This window comes from Plantibacter sp. PA-3-X8 (genome assembly GCF_003856975.1).
Lineage (GTDB): Bacteria > Actinomycetota > Actinomycetes > Actinomycetales > Microbacteriaceae > Plantibacter > Plantibacter auratus.
Genome location: NZ_CP033107.1, coordinates 2,527,639 through 2,541,339 on the forward strand (window position 1 = coordinate 2,527,639; position 13,701 = coordinate 2,541,339).

Sequence of the window (13,701 nt, forward strand, 5' to 3'; positions counted from 1 at the left end):
CCCAACCCGAGTCCTTGCGTGGCGGGTGCCGCGTTCGTCCGGGTCGTTTCTCGCCGACGTCTAGTCGCGTCCGAGGTGAGAGAACCGGGGTTAGCTTGGCAGACCCAGATGCAATATGCAACTGTTACTTGGCTAGTGACTGCGCTGGCAACCTTCCTCCAGAGGCGATGTTCTCATCCACGAGCCAGCGGCAGGAGCGGCCGCTACAGCACTTCGTCCGACTCTGACGAAGGCGTCTTCCGTCCGCAGTCCGCACCTACAGCGAATCAGCGATGAATCCGCCATCCCTTGCGGCGTCGATGAGCGGTCGAGCAGCCTCTTCACCAGCTGCCGCCCGAATTGCGTCCACGAGTCTCGCGATCCTATAGCTTGTCGTGTGGCCTCGCGCGCTCGTGTTGCTGACCCGTTCGGCGAGGAACGCCAGGAGCGCAGTGCCGTGTGTATCGAGCGCATTCTGCGGCAGGTCGGGATGGAAGGACCGCTCGCTTAGTCCGATGTTGTGACCACTGAACAGTGTCGCCGCCGCGGACGTGAACCTACCAACAGCGGGGACAGCGTCGGCCCAACGGGCAAGTTCTTCCGGGGTCGCGACCCGCGGTTGACCGGTGAGGCGGCGTTCTGCATGCTTGCCAAGCCAGCTACGCCACACCTCGGCTCCATCGACGCCATCTGACCGGATGAACCGCACTACGGTTTCCGCAAATGCGACGGCGTGTGCCCCGTCCGATGCGAGGACGATTTGATCAAGTAGTCGCCGTCTGTTTGCGGATGAGATGCCCGCGTAGGACACAATCGATGCAACTAGTCCAAGAAAGTTCTGTTGCAGCCTTGCGTCGTGTATCGCTTCGAGCCGCTCCATCTCGGCGAGGATGCAGTCCAGCAAGCCGGCCTGTAGAAGGTGGTCATTCCACCTGACGTGAAAGAGAAACGGGTACCAGCCAAACGCATGTCTCTCGTCATCGCGAAAGATTGGCAGCAGATGCGTGATCGCGAAGTCTTCATCAGCGGAGAAAAAGAAGAAGAGCTCTCCTGCGACAGCCGGTTGGGTGGCATCGAGAGAATGCCGGTTGCCGCTGAGTAGCGCAACAAGGGCCTCAGATTCCTCGTCGCTGAGCCCTGCCCAGTCATCGCGATGGTGCCGCCAGCGTCGGTCAACTTCTGCACCCCAGAACTGCGCAAGAAATCCAGGCCATGAGTTCATGTAGAGCGGCGCGAATGATAGCGGCGTCAAATCATCACTATGCGTGTAGGTCGCTCCCTGAGCCTCCCACAGGGCGCGCGCCAATATTCTCAGGGCCACAATTGAGGATGACTCCTCGAAGTCGATCCCTTGTCGGATCTGCTTCAGCAGGAACTGGCCGATCGCGTGTGCAGAGTCACGATCATCGACCATTGAACGGACTCGATCGGCGGGACCGGTACCTAGAGCGGCGAGCTCGGCCTCGGCCCAGCCGTTCACGATTGATCGGTGGAGATCGCCTTGTTGTGCGGCGAGGTCGCCACGACTGGCCACTACGTCCCATAGGTCCATTCCAAGATCGGGGCGGCGCTGAGTGGCGAGCGCGACGAGCTCGAGCGCATCAGACCAGTCGGGCTGTTCGAAGATTCGCTCAGAGTAGTCTTGAGAGAGCAACGCGTCGAGGGCGCCGGAGAGGTCCTCGTCGAGCCCGCGTATGAAGTCGTCGATGGGCATCGGTGGCGTACCGCCCCTAGTGCCGCTGGACATCCAGGTGTCGAAGTCAGGGTGTTCACCTGCACTGAGGTCAGGATTCTGCGCCTGGACAGAGTCCAATGCGGTTTGCGCCTCACTCCAATCTGGAGCGACCTGCGTTAACCATGCGAGTAGGTTCAACCTGGCAGACGTGTGATGCCGGCCATGGTCCGGGAGATCCTCCGGGTAGCCGGGGCCGGCCTCGACAACGGTCAAGACACGCGCCTTGCAGCTTGGTGTTGCATTGGGAACTGCAGCTTTGAGCACTTGATAAATCTCGTGCTTCAGGTTGTCCGCGTACAGGCCAGTTCGAGCGAGAACCCATTCAAGCTTCTCGTCATCGCTACGCACGGGATCTGAAGCGACAAGATGCAGCGCGAGGCGCCGCATCAGTGCGCGGCCGACTTCCCACCACTCATCGGGTAGTGCGGGCCGAACTAGCAGCGCCTTCAGCCCGTAGTCGCGAAGGCCGTCCACAATCGCGTCGAGTGGTTCACGCATCCCATCTTGCGCGTGCGGTTCGATCGCCGAACGACTGAATGTCAAGGGATCCCAACGACGCTCACCTCGGTAAGCCTCTAGGAGGTCGTATGCGCTCGTAAGTGCTTCTTGAAGAGCGCCTCCGAGCGACCGATCGCCCGCCGGAGCTGCCTCAACGCTGAGGCGAATCTGCTGCGAAAGTCCATGTTCGTCCGAGTTCCACGCGATACTGGCATCAGGCGGAACGGCGCGATTGTCGGACTCGCCGAGGTACCATCGTCGCTCCAAGCGGAGCTGGGGCCGCAGCGCCGTTCGCAGCACGGCCGTGCTGGGTGCCGCACCCTCGGACAAAAGGGGCGTCAGGAGGTCCGAAGTCAAAGGGGAGGAATGGCCCTGAATAGATGAGGATAGTACCACTCGCCAACGCCCTCCGGCAGTCGCATCTTCTCGCTCGAGCTCATCCATAACCCACGTTGCGCTTTGATATAGCGAGCCCGCCATTGACTGTCCGAGGCGTTGCAACGTTTGCAGGGCTGCTCCGTTGAGGTCGGGCGACTGGATGAACGTTCGCGCGAACCAGTGCCCAAGGACGGAGGGCGCCTCTGTAACATCCTGGAGATTGAAGAGCGCCTTGAACTCGGGAAGATCTTCCAGCCAGAGCAACCAGTCGAGCTTGGCGTCGTCTGGCAGCGTGCTAATGGCATTAGCGAAGTCTAAGGCGCCTTCCTCGGTGCTTAGGCGTACCTGTAGGTAGTCGCGGTCGGGCAGCGGGAGCTTAGTACCGCCAGTGACGATAGCCTGCATCAGGGCCCTGTGCTCGGTTTGCTTCATCCGTGCGCGCTCGCCCCAAGCATCGAGTGCCGCTACCAGCGCGCCATGGTTGCGCCCGACAGCCGGATAAGCGATGGGTTGAATTCCGAGGTACTTCCACTTCGCGTCCGACGGGTCATTCGTAAAAGCGAAGCGCTGAGTGGCTTCGTGCTCGCCTTCTGATGGCAGTCCTAGAGCGAGGTAGCGCATGATCACGTCATCGTGGCTGTATCCGACGAATACCACGGTGAATCGTGCGAACATAGACAGCAAGAATCGAGCTGCCCAGGCGTCGGTAATGTACGCGTGGCCGAAGTCGCGGTCCGTGAGGATCATCTCCTCCTTCGGGCGCAGCACCGAGCCGTGCAGATGGACAAGACCGGCGAAGTCTCGCCCAAGTGGCAATGCCGGCGAATGCCAGGTGTCAGGGATTGCCACGAGCGCTTCAGCAGCGGCCGATGCCAGGTGGTCGTCGTAGTTGGTAGTCACGACCCGGAAGGTGCTGCCCAGGCCGGCGAGAGAGATGATGGCGCGATGCAGTGAGTTGAACTTCGACTTAGGGTTGGCGATCAGCTCACGTGCGTGATGATGCACGTCGAAGTGCTGGGGCAGGGACTCCAGCTGCCCTACGAAGAAGTCCAACCCGCCGCGCTTGGAGAAGGGGTGAGCCGCACGGCGAGCGAGTTTTCTAGCGAGGCCTTCAAAAAGGGGGAGATTAGAAGGGCTCGCTAGTGATGCCCCTGCGCCGACAAAGAACACGAGTTTCCCCCGCTCATGAGCGTCAAGAATTTCGTCGGGCAGCTCTACATCACCGGTTATCCACATTGATCCTGGTCCCCTCCCGGGCCCGTGCCGGGGCCGCGGACTGCATCGCCCCGCTTGGTCGGAGATCGCTGTCGACCCAACTGTTTCCGGCGAGTAAAGTGTACTCGCCGGGAATCGGCAAGAGTCACCTGTGACTCCAGTGGCTTCGTGTCCGCGTGCCACAACAGCAATTCGGCATGGCTCCGTTCGTGTCGTGCGCGGTGCGCAAACACGATGTGTAAAGCGCACCTGCCGGCCTCTCTCGACGTCGCGGATCGGAATCTGCTTGAGTATCATCATGCCGTTCTCTGAAGTTCCCGAATCATCGCCCGTCAAGGGAGTAGTAACCGGAGCTGCTCTTGGTCTACTTGGCAATGTCCCTGTTGTCGGAGGCCTCGCCAGCGGAGCCCTCGCTGCAGCTGTCGCTGCAAAACAGCGCACTCGCGATGAGGAGTATTGGGCTTGGACTGCCGCCAGAGTTACCCTCCTGGAAGCACGACATGGCCAGTTCTTCGATCCGGCGGACGATGAATTCCTCGCCGCTGTTCATCGAACACTCCGAGCCGCGAGGGAGACGGCCGACCGGCAGAAGCGCCAGATGCTTGCTGAGGCTGTCGCCAACGCCGGAAGCTGGTCGACCACCGACCTCAACAGGAGAGAACGGTATTTGGACCTCATTTCGACCCTCACGCCAGGCCACATTCGAATTCTCCGATACCTGAGTTCGCCACAGGGGTGGTTTGCGAAGCATCGGCCGGAAGCGATCAGCGAGATCAGCAACTCGTACATGCAGTCCGTCGGGCAGGTGCTGAGCAGGTACTTTTTTGAGGGCGACGAGGAGTTGGCTCGGCGTGGTTTTGATGCCGTCAGCGACCTAGTGGCGGAAAGGCTCGTCCAGGTTGACCTCTCGACGATCGGGACAGGGCCTGGGGCGCTCGAGTCGCGGACAACGGCGGATGGAGAAAGCCTCCTCAGCTTTCTAGGCGACATTGGAGAGGACCCCACCGCGTAGGCGATGGCTGCGAGCCTCTGTTAAGAGGAGGCCGTCTTCCATCCTCGGAGGCGGCCCTATTGGGGACTGCGAAGAGCAAGGATCTTGGTCGCGACGCCGTTTCCGGTGCCGGCCAGCGTGTTGGTGAGTCAGCGTGCACCGCTAGTCTGAGAGCCCTCGAGCGATTGGGAGAAGATGGACGAGCGCCTTCCCAGTGCATGGGTCCAGCGGCGCGACATCGTCGCACGACTCGCGAGCGGCGGCCACACGGCTGCCATCGCAAAACTACTGGAGCTCTCGAGCGACGCCGATCAGGCCTTGATCGACGGCGAACTCGGAGACCTGCAGTGGTCTTCCCTGAAGTTCAGCTGTTCATCGCTACTCACGAATCTCGGTACTGATCGTCGCGACAGAGCCGTCATCACAGCCGGAATCGAATGTGCGCAGCAGATTCTCGACGACGAATCTGTCCCTGAGTTCCGAGGAAACGTTGAGTACAACATCGCCAACGGGCTCGCCGCTTTGAACATGGTCGATCGGGAAGAGTGGCATACCGCTGAGCCAGATGTCCCGCGCTCGGTCCTGGAGCTTCGCGACCGAGACCGGCTAAGGCGCGTGCGCTCGCTCTTCGCCAGGGTCGGGTACTCCGCCGAGCATGGCGACCTACGCGCTAGGGCTCTTTGCAATCTTGGAAACGCTCTAGATCATTCGGGTCGATGGCTTGAGGCCTACCAGGCCTACGTTGACGCCCTAGCGGCCGATCCGACGAACGGGAACGCGGCCGGAAACGCGGCCGAACTTCTGCGCATCAGAGCCGCCCGTGGGCGCGGTCTTAGCGGTCACTACGCCGCCGTATACGACAAGTATCGCAAGCAAGCTCAGCAGCACCGTGCCCGGACTGTTGAGGTTGCGGGCGAAGAAGTAGCATGCCGATGGGACGCTCTCCCTCCATCCGGAAGTCAGGGACACCTTTCTCATGACGGCAACGCGCTCGATGAGTATCAGCAGTGGATAAAGCGCCACCGTCTGGCCCTCACTGTTGCCGTCGAGGGACTCGGCTCCGACGATCTGCGGTGGGACAGCGCGATGATCGAAGCCGTAAGTGTCGGCCAGGACACACCTGATCCGCCCTTGATCTTCACCTCCATGAACGTGCTCAAAGCTGAGTATCTCGTGGCCCGACGCCTTGCTTACGATGGTGAAACCCGGCTGACGGATTCGATGTTCGAGCAGGATCCTGCCGACCCGGGCACCTACGCGGATACCCTGGACCTTTCGATCTATGGTGAGCCGACGGCACAGCTCGTTCTCGCCCAGCGCGCAACTTTGGACCTCCTAGACAAGATTGCCGTCGCTGCGAACGACCACTTTCAGTCCGGTGTTGAGCCTACCAAAGTGAACTTCTTCAACTATTGGCGCTTACGCGACGATGATCGACCTCGCGCGGAACTCCCAGTGCCCGACCAGATGGTGAGCGCCGCCGCAGCCCTCGCTGAATTGGCTTACGACATCGACGATGACGGAATGTACCCCGAGGCCAAGGTGCTGCGTAACGCCGGCACCCATCGCCTCGTGCACGTGACACACCTTGCACCGACGGGCGTCACGAAAAAAGCTCACAGTAGTGTCGACGCGGAGGCGCTCATCCGAGCGACCCACCAGTCGCTTCGTGTTGCTAGGTCCGCCTATATCTATCTCATCGACCTTATCCAGGATCAGCAGGAGAGCATCGATGATGAGCTCCGCGTCTCGCTTCCGCTTCCACTTCAGTACTGAGCATCATTGGGAGCGTTCAGCGGACTTCCGTGCGGGACAGCGACTGAATCGTGCCTGTCTGGCGAGCAGCGTCGACGCAGCCTAAGCGACTCGACGGTGCGTTCGGCGGTGCGACGTTCATTGAGCAACGTCCATGCAGGGGCAGCCCGTCCGTGCATCCGTTTGGGCGCGCGACGCGATCACCTGGGCAGGAATCGACGTCCGATGGGCAAAGCGTCCCGCGGCGGATGTCGTTCTTCGCCTGCAGGTCGGGATCGTCGGTCACTTGACTTCTTCTCGTGTCTGGATCGGCTCACGATACGACACCTTGACCTCTAGCCGCCGCCGACTCCACCCCGGTCAGCTAAGCGCGTCTCGCGCCCGGCGATGATGTCGTCGAGGACGTCGAGTGAACCCTCAAGGAGACCGTCGGGATCCTCGATCCCACCCGTGATCTGTCGTGCAACGAACTCGGCGTATCTGTCCCTGATGGACTGCGGCGTCATCATGGGTCGAGTCTCACGGATCAGGGCTGCCCGGGCTCTGAGTTATCCACAAGGGCTCGGCGTGCCCGGTACTGGGTTCAGCCTTCGAGGCAGGCCTTCGCCTCGTCGACGCCGTCCTCGGCCACCGAGAACTCCTCGCCGTTCATCTGGTGCGGCCACACGGTGAACTCGGCCGCGAAGCTGTCGATGGCGACCAAGGGACCGGAACCGGGAGTGAGCGAGCTGCCGATGCCCCAGACGCCGACCTCGGGCTCGTCTTCGAAGCCCGGTGTCGTGAAGCTCATCGCGACGATGTAGACGTCGCCGCGCTCGATGGACTTCACGGCGCCGGCGGCGATCGGGGTGATCGCGGGACCATCGTTGGCGCCGTCCGCGATCGCGCTCAGCAGCTCAGGTGGAACGGCCTCGCACGGGCGGCCGTCGCCGACGTTACCGCCGGAGCAGCCAGAGAGCAGGAGGACCGCTGCAGCGAGCACAGCGACGGGCGTGACGAACTTGGGCATGAGCCCCATTATGCCGAGCGGCGTCGATACGCTGAGGTCGTGAAACTCCGCTCCCTCTCGGCCGCTGCCGTCCTCCTCTTGTCCGCCCCGCTCCTCGCCGGGTGCATCACGATCAACGTGCCTGCAGCCGAGACCACTTCATCTTCCTCGGGCGAGACGGCCTCTCCTGACGGAGCTAGTGGTGACGCTGGGATCGACGATTCGGCAGCGCAGGCAGCCTTGGGCATCGCTGCTGGAGCGCTGTTCTCCTACGTCGAGACATACGCTCCGGCTGATTGCGACTTCGTCGGGATCACGGGGCTGCAGCTGGAACAGGCGACACCGTTGCCGAGCTACCGGGGTACCTACGAGATGATCACGACCAACATGGGACTCGTCTCCCAATTGTGTGCCAACGACCCGGCGGACAGTACCGCGCTCGATCTCGCATTCACTACCCGCGCTCTGGCGAGCGAGCTGCTGCTCGATCTGAAGAACCCGCTCGGCGGCGGCAAGGATCCGATCCCGGGAAGCCAGGCCGGCTGACCGTGGCCGCCGAAGACCCCTGGTACCAGCAGCTTCGCGTGCAGTGGAAGCCGCACCACGTGAAGCTCCTTCTGGTCGCCGAGTCGGCGCCCGACTCGGGTGCTGCCGCGGCGACGGAGCGCCGCTTCTTCTACGCACCGACCGTCTCCCGTGCCGACAACCTGTTCCGCGGCGTCGTCCTCGCGCTCTACGGTGCGAAGGTCACTACCGGTGACGACCGCACGCCGTGGCTCACGCGACTGCGCGATGACGGGGTCTGGCTGATCGACCTCGCGCCCTACCCGGTGAACAAGCTCTCCTCCGGCGATCGCCGACGGGCTCTCCTCGAGCACGCGCCGGCGCGCACCCGCGAGATCCTCGACCTCGCCCCTGACGGAATCGTGATCTGTCACGCACCCACGTTCCGGGCGCTAGCGCTGGCCCTCGTCGCCGCGGGAGCCCCACTGCTGCACGACGAGGCGATCCCGTTCCCGCTGGGGAACTTCCGGGCGCGCTTCGCCGCGGAGGTGCGTGAGGCGGTTGCGTCGCTGGGGCTCGGCGTACCGAGCATCGTCGCACCCTGAAGCGAGCCCTCATCGGCGGCCAAGGAGCCGATGAGGTGTTCTCACTCCGGACCTGGTGCCGTCGGCTCAGCTGCGACGTCCGGGTTCGGCACGTCATGCTCGATCGAGTCCTCGTCTCGAGCCGCCACCGATGCCTGTGCCGCTCGCGCATCACGAGCCCTGCGCAGGTCAAACGAGACCAGCCCGAACGTCCAGTCCGTGAGGTGGCCTTCCATCCGATCGAGGGCAGCGTATGCGTCGTACGCGTTGAAGCGGGCGAACAAGTTCTGGTCCTCGAACCGCTGGGCCTCAGCGCCGAGCGCATCCGCGAACGCATCGACGTCGGGCCTCACAGCGAACTGCCCCATGGCTGCTTCAAGCGGGTATCGCAGCATTCCTCGTGTGAGCGCGCGTCCAGAGTCGGGTTGGTGCCGGGGCTCGTCGGCCCGCTCCGGGAGTCGTCCGTAGATGGCTCGCCAGATCACAGCGAACGGCGTGAATGCGGGCGACCCCGGAATGGCTGTGTACATCCCCTCCCGGATGCGCCATCGCAGGCGACGACTTGACCGCTGCGGCCTGCGCATCCGACCGGCAACCTGCACGCATCCGCGGACGTCGACCCAACCCTTTGGGGCATCCTCGAGAATGGACGGCATGATGCTCCAGTAGTCCATGAGGAAGGTCACGCGACCGTAGGGTTCGAGACGCACCACGTCCTCGACCACGGCCCGTTTCGCTCCGAAAGATTCGGTGGCGAACATCCGAGGAGTGACAGTGTGCCGTTTCTTCCCGTGACCGCTGAAGCTGAGGCTCGGGGTGTGTACCGTCACCGCGACTTTGCCGCGATTCTCCACGACGACCTGAGCAAGTTCGAGTGCCCGCCCCTTCAGAACGGCTTCTACCGCCTCGTCGTTCCGGATCTCGAACTTGCCATTGTCCACAGTGGCGAGCATGTAGTCGGGCTCGAGGACCGCGGCGTTGAGGTAGACGCTGACCCGTCCTCCATCGAGAAAGTGCTTCACGATCTGCCAGCCGAGCGATGCGATCGCCATCAAGAACCCGAGCACAGAGATCACGAGAGCCCAGATGGCAACCGGCGCGCCAAGCAGCTCAGGTGTCACAGGTGGGATGCTCATGGTCCGATCGTGCCATCGAACCGACGTTCGGGGGCGAGCTCCGGCCCCGACACGCTGGGCTCCGTACTGACCCGCAGGCGCCGTCCTCTCCGAACTCAGGCGATCACTATGCTGAGCGACATGCACAGCACCATCATCAAGCGCGTCGCCGCGCTCACACTCCTCACCGCCGTCGCCTTCGGCTCGACCGCCTGCTCCTCCGGAGCCAGCACCAACGAACCCGGGAGCTCTGCGGCGCAGGCAACCTCCGAGGCTCCGAAGCCGGTCGACCTGACCGGCGAGTGGAAGCAGACGAACTCCAAGAGCGCCGACAGCTTCCAGACCGCGACCATCACCGGTGACACCATCGAGGTCTACTGGGTCGCGACCGACACGAAGTCGCTCTACTGGGCCGGAACCGTTGGTGCGCCGGCGGATGCGTCGCAGTCGTTCACGTGGGACTCGGCCAACGACACCTCGAAGACCGAGAGCGCCATCATGGCCTCCGGTGACGCAGCGAAGACGTTCACCTACGAGAACGGCGAGCTGTCCTACGAGGTCACTGCGCTCGGCACGACCATGACCGTCCGCCTCGAGCGGGAGTAGCCGGCTACTCGATCGCTACGCCACTGCGCCCCATCAGACGTCACCGTCTGATGGGGTGCTTCTTCTTTCGGACGCGCGATCAGCCGCGCGGGACCTGCAGCTCGACGAGGCGCGGATCATCGAGCTCGTAGGTCAGGTGCCCCTGCGCCGCGGCGTCGATGCAGACGACGGCGTCCGTGTGTCGGATGCAAGCGAGGTCGAGGAAGTCAATCGCCTCCGCCCTCGAGTAGGACGTGAACGAGCCGGCCGTCGGGTGTTCCTGGATACCGAGGATCCACTGCTCCGACGTGCCGCATTGGTCGAGGGTCGCCAGGAGCGCGACTTCGCTCTCGGACGGTTCGTTCTCTGCGGCGACCATGGCGTTGCTGCACTCGTCCGAGAGAAGAGGCTCGGCTGCGTTTCCCGCGGAGGATGGCGCACGATTGTGGGCGGCGATCGACTGCACGGTGATGATGTGGGCAATGAGGCCTAGAGCCGCAAGGCCTGCACCGATCTTCACACGCCGCCTCTGGAGAGCGGCGATTGCCTGGGGCGAGGCGGCAGCTGCTGCATCTTCAGCTTCCAGCTCCCGCTCAATCGCGACTTGCATGCGCCGCTCGGACGCCGAAGGTAAGTCGGCGTTACGGCGACCGGTCTCGAGTCGAGGCGTGTACTTACGAGGCCCCCAAGCGGCACCGTCCCACCAACGCTCGGAGCCAACCTCGTCTGGATCGGGGTACCAGCCAGCAGGCGGCGGCGGAGGAGGAGCGTCAGACATAGCCGGAAGCCTAGCGAACGGGCGCGAAGCAGGATCTCCTACGCAGCGCTTCGACCAGTCCGGCGAGGCAGCTTCGCCTTGACCCAGTACCCGGCAAGGAGCAGGAGAGCCGTGGCGATACCCGGCGCAGCCGCTGCAAGGACCAGGAACGTCACGACGATGCCGCCACTGAAGGACGGCTCCGTCAGCTCGGCAGACGCACGGTCGGTCTGCGTCAGCAACGGGACCCCGAACAGCACCCCGCAGAGACCCAATGCGCCCAACGCGTAGGCGACGACAAGAGTGAGGAGGACGCCGATGCTGACTCGCTTGCTCCCTACGAGGAACTGCATCGCTGCCCAGATCGCGAGAACGATGCCGATCGGGATCAGGATGAGGAGCCAGGAGTCAGTCATTGGTCCTCAGGGTACCGGGCGAGCTAGATTTGGCGACGGTGGGTGAGGGGATTTGAACGCTCCCCAAGATCCGGGCCGTATGCCGCTCAGTACAAGCGGTAGATAAGGTGGTCGTTAGTCAGGAACTCATTGGAGACGACTCATGGCAATACGACGCACCGTCACAATGGTTGACGACCTCAACGGTGAACCCCTTGATGACGGTGGAGAGTCGCTGTCGTTCCTCGTTGATGGTCGGGCTTACGAGATCGATCTCACGTCAGCGAACGCTGCGGCGTTCCGCGAGGCCCTCGCTCCGTATGTGGAGGCTGCGCGGCAGCTTCAGGGACCGCCGCGCACACGGAAGGCTCGCGCGAAGAGGTCGTGACGGAGCGGGTAATCCTTGTCTGTCTAGTCGACCAGTCGTCTGTACGCGGAGATCCTGTGGCCATCTGTAACGCGGTAGCTGAACGAAGGCGCCGACCTGAGTGGCGCAAGCGGGCGGACGATCGCGCCGACCCGCATGTATCCGTGTTCCCAGCCGCCATGTTCGTACACTTGCGATGCCAGCTGGCGGCCGAATAGCCCATTTTGAATGGGGCTGCTCTGTAGCGGATGACGTCTCGTCTCATGAGATGTGGACGCTCGTTGACGCCAGGCCAGATAGTCCGCGTATAGGCCGAGGACTGTGAAGCTCTCCGAAGCAAACTTCGGCTGCGCGTCAGCCCAGAACTCTTCGAATTCGTGGCTGCGATTGTAGGGAAGAGAATGGACGGGAACCGGGCGTGGAGCTCGCGTCTTGGAGGCCGCGTGGTGTGCTGGCCCCCGGCCTGAGCTCGTCCAAGGAAAGAAGGTCACTTGCATGTCGTCGACGACGTGCACGACGAGCTTGACAGATCGTGTTTCCGACTCGAGGGCGAGAAGTGAGTCAGTGAGCTTCGGGCCGAAGGAGGGTGCGATGACCATGAGCATTTGTCGCGCATTCATGTCGGCTGGAAGATCGCGACCGAAGCGCCTTCGGAAGGAGGCCTCGAGGTCTATGCGCGCGCGGTCTGCGGCCATCCTGATCAGGTCAGCTCTGCTCAGCGTCACGCACTGCCCCCAGTACCGCAGGATCTGCCCGACCACTTCGTTTGATGGGCTCGTCTTGCCCCACTTCAGTTCGATGAGGTAGATAGTTCCTTCGCGGTTGATCGCGAGCATGTCGATGCGCGAGAGATCTCGGAAGGGTATTTCGCACCCTATGAGGAGTAGCTCTTCGCCGAGTGGGGCGCCGACACGGGTGAGCAACTCGGCAACCGTGAGCTGCAGCTGAGCTTCTGTGGTGATCCTTTTGTTGGCGAACATGGGGCGGGTCACGTTCCTGTGGTTTGAGTGCTAGCTGCCAATAGCTTGACGACCCGTTCTGGGTCGCCGTGATTCAGTAGCCAGATCGCCGGGGAGACACGTCTGGTTTCGACGCGTGGACCCTGCTTGATGGTCATGAATCGCTCTAGTCGCTCGGGTGACCAGGATTGCGGAATGGCTTCGATGGTCTCACGAAGTCCCGGTAGGACGTGGAATCGGTCTCCGAACTGCCACATCGGGTACCTTCTCTTGCCTCCGACGGTGAAGGTGTACAAGTTACCTGTCGAGACGCGGCGCCGGATCTGGCGTAGGCCAACGCCCAGGTACCAGGCCGCTTCATCGTCGCTCAGGGAGTTGATGACGGCCAGCAGGTGGTCCTTTCGTTGCTTCGACAAGAACGTCCGTCGACGTCTTCGACGTGGGCCCCCTACGCTTTCCGGATCTGGCGCGCTGTCGATCGACTTCGGCGGCGCATCGTCGGCGAACTCATCCTCGGGGGCGTTCTCGAGAAATGTCGTCAGCGTATTGAGAATGGCGACCACGAGTTTCGCGTCGCGGCCACTGGACCCAACCTGCTCGAGGAGACGGTCGATTGCGGACGCGACTGAGGGGGATGACGCCCTCACGTTCGGAGTCTCGCGCCGGCGCGTGGCAGCCGCAGCGGAGTTTTCCCGTATCTGGGTCGGGCGGTCACTAGCTTCCATCATGAGGTGAAGAATCGCACTCGATCACGGCCCAGTCAAGCGCTCGTTCGGGAACGCCGTATCCACACAAAATACCTGATGAACCGCAATTTACTCCGGAACATTCATTCGTGCTGGTTCACGAGCAAGAATGACATCCGGGCTTGGGTGACGGTGGGCAGATTGTGGGCT

Annotated in this window: 14 protein-coding genes and 1 pseudogene; 6 read left to right on the forward strand and 9 right to left on the reverse strand. The window is 62.6% G+C overall.

Annotation, left to right across the window (positions count from 1 at the left end):
- Positions 1-256: 256 nt before the first annotated feature.
- The gene (locus tag EAO79_RS12010) at positions 257-3,643 is read right to left on the reverse strand and encodes an SIR2 family protein (protein ID WP_164486934.1); all 3,387 of its coding nucleotides are present in this window, start codon (positions 3,641-3,643) and stop codon (positions 257-259) included.
- Between the two features lie 460 nt (positions 3,644-4,103).
- Here EAO79_RS12010 and EAO79_RS12015 point away from each other — a divergent pair, with 460 nt between their 5' ends.
- Positions 4,104-4,817 (forward strand): hypothetical protein, encoded by a 714-nt coding sequence (locus EAO79_RS12015; RefSeq protein WP_124769118.1) that lies wholly within the window; start codon positions 4,104-4,106, stop codon positions 4,815-4,817.
- A gap of 174 nt (positions 4,818-4,991) precedes the next feature.
- On the forward strand, positions 4,992-6,572 hold the full coding sequence (locus EAO79_RS12020) for an LA2681 family HEPN domain-containing protein (protein ID WP_124769119.1): 1,581 nt from the start codon (positions 4,992-4,994) through the stop codon (positions 6,570-6,572).
- 314 nt (positions 6,573-6,886) lie between these two features.
- On the opposite strand, the gene EAO79_RS19100 is transcribed toward EAO79_RS12020, so the two are convergent.
- The gene (locus EAO79_RS19100; RefSeq protein ID WP_164486935.1) at positions 6,887-7,060 is read right to left on the reverse strand and encodes a hypothetical protein; all 174 of its coding nucleotides are present in this window, start codon (positions 7,058-7,060) and stop codon (positions 6,887-6,889) included.
- Positions 7,061-7,134: 74 nt separating this feature from the next.
- A complete protein-coding gene (locus tag EAO79_RS12025; protein WP_124769120.1) occupies positions 7,135-7,560 on the reverse strand; it encodes a hypothetical protein in 426 nt (141 codons plus the stop codon).
- 39 nt (positions 7,561-7,599) lie between these two features.
- Between EAO79_RS12025 and EAO79_RS12030 the strand changes: the two genes are divergently transcribed.
- Positions 7,600-8,085: a hypothetical protein gene (locus EAO79_RS12030; RefSeq protein WP_124769121.1), complete on the forward strand. Its 486-nt coding sequence runs from the start codon at positions 7,600-7,602 to the stop codon at positions 8,083-8,085.
- 59 nt (positions 8,086-8,144) lie between these two features.
- The gene (locus EAO79_RS12035; RefSeq protein ID WP_124769122.1) at positions 8,145-8,648 is read left to right on the forward strand and encodes a hypothetical protein; all 504 of its coding nucleotides are present in this window, start codon (positions 8,145-8,147) and stop codon (positions 8,646-8,648) included.
- Positions 8,649-8,689: 41 nt separating this feature from the next.
- On the opposite strand, the gene EAO79_RS12040 is transcribed toward EAO79_RS12035, so the two are convergent.
- Positions 8,690-9,763 (reverse strand): hypothetical protein, encoded by a 1,074-nt coding sequence (locus tag EAO79_RS12040; protein ID WP_124769123.1) that lies wholly within the window; start codon positions 9,761-9,763, stop codon positions 8,690-8,692.
- A 120-nt stretch (positions 9,764-9,883) separates the two neighbouring features.
- On the opposite strand from EAO79_RS12040, the gene EAO79_RS12045 reads away from it, so the two are divergent.
- The gene (locus EAO79_RS12045) at positions 9,884-10,348 is read left to right on the forward strand and encodes a hypothetical protein (protein WP_205858638.1); all 465 of its coding nucleotides are present in this window, start codon (positions 9,884-9,886) and stop codon (positions 10,346-10,348) included.
- 79 nt (positions 10,349-10,427) lie between these two features.
- Here the strand turns inward: EAO79_RS12045 and EAO79_RS12050 are convergent, their stop codons facing one another.
- From EAO79_RS12050 to EAO79_RS12055, 3 genes and pseudogenes are all read right to left on the reverse strand, one after another.
- A complete protein-coding gene (locus tag EAO79_RS12050; RefSeq protein ID WP_241160864.1) occupies positions 10,428-10,937 on the reverse strand; it encodes a hypothetical protein in 510 nt (169 codons plus the stop codon).
- A 75-nt stretch (positions 10,938-11,012) separates the two neighbouring features.
- Positions 11,013-11,105: pseudogene (locus EAO79_RS19555) on the reverse strand (DUF2510 domain-containing protein); the annotation flags it as partial.
- A 38-nt stretch (positions 11,106-11,143) separates the two neighbouring features.
- A complete protein-coding gene (locus EAO79_RS12055; RefSeq protein ID WP_124769125.1) occupies positions 11,144-11,500 on the reverse strand; it encodes a hypothetical protein in 357 nt (118 codons plus the stop codon).
- 142 nt (positions 11,501-11,642) lie between these two features.
- Between EAO79_RS12055 and EAO79_RS12060 the strand changes: the two genes are divergently transcribed.
- Positions 11,643-11,867, forward strand: coding sequence for an Lsr2 family protein (locus tag EAO79_RS12060; protein WP_124769126.1), 225 nt, complete (start codon positions 11,643-11,645; stop codon positions 11,865-11,867).
- A gap of 23 nt (positions 11,868-11,890) precedes the next feature.
- Here the strand turns inward: EAO79_RS12060 and EAO79_RS12065 are convergent, their stop codons facing one another.
- Together EAO79_RS12065 and EAO79_RS12070 are read right to left on the reverse strand one after the other, a co-directional pair.
- Positions 11,891-12,838: a hypothetical protein gene (locus EAO79_RS12065; protein WP_124769127.1), complete on the reverse strand. Its 948-nt coding sequence runs from the start codon at positions 12,836-12,838 to the stop codon at positions 11,891-11,893.
- Entirely contained in the window at positions 12,835-13,368 is a 534-nt protein-coding gene (locus tag EAO79_RS12070) for a hypothetical protein (protein WP_124769128.1), read from the reverse strand. Before EAO79_RS12070 ends, EAO79_RS12065 begins: the two co-directional genes overlap by 4 nt.
- Positions 13,369-13,701: the final 333 nt, after the last annotated feature.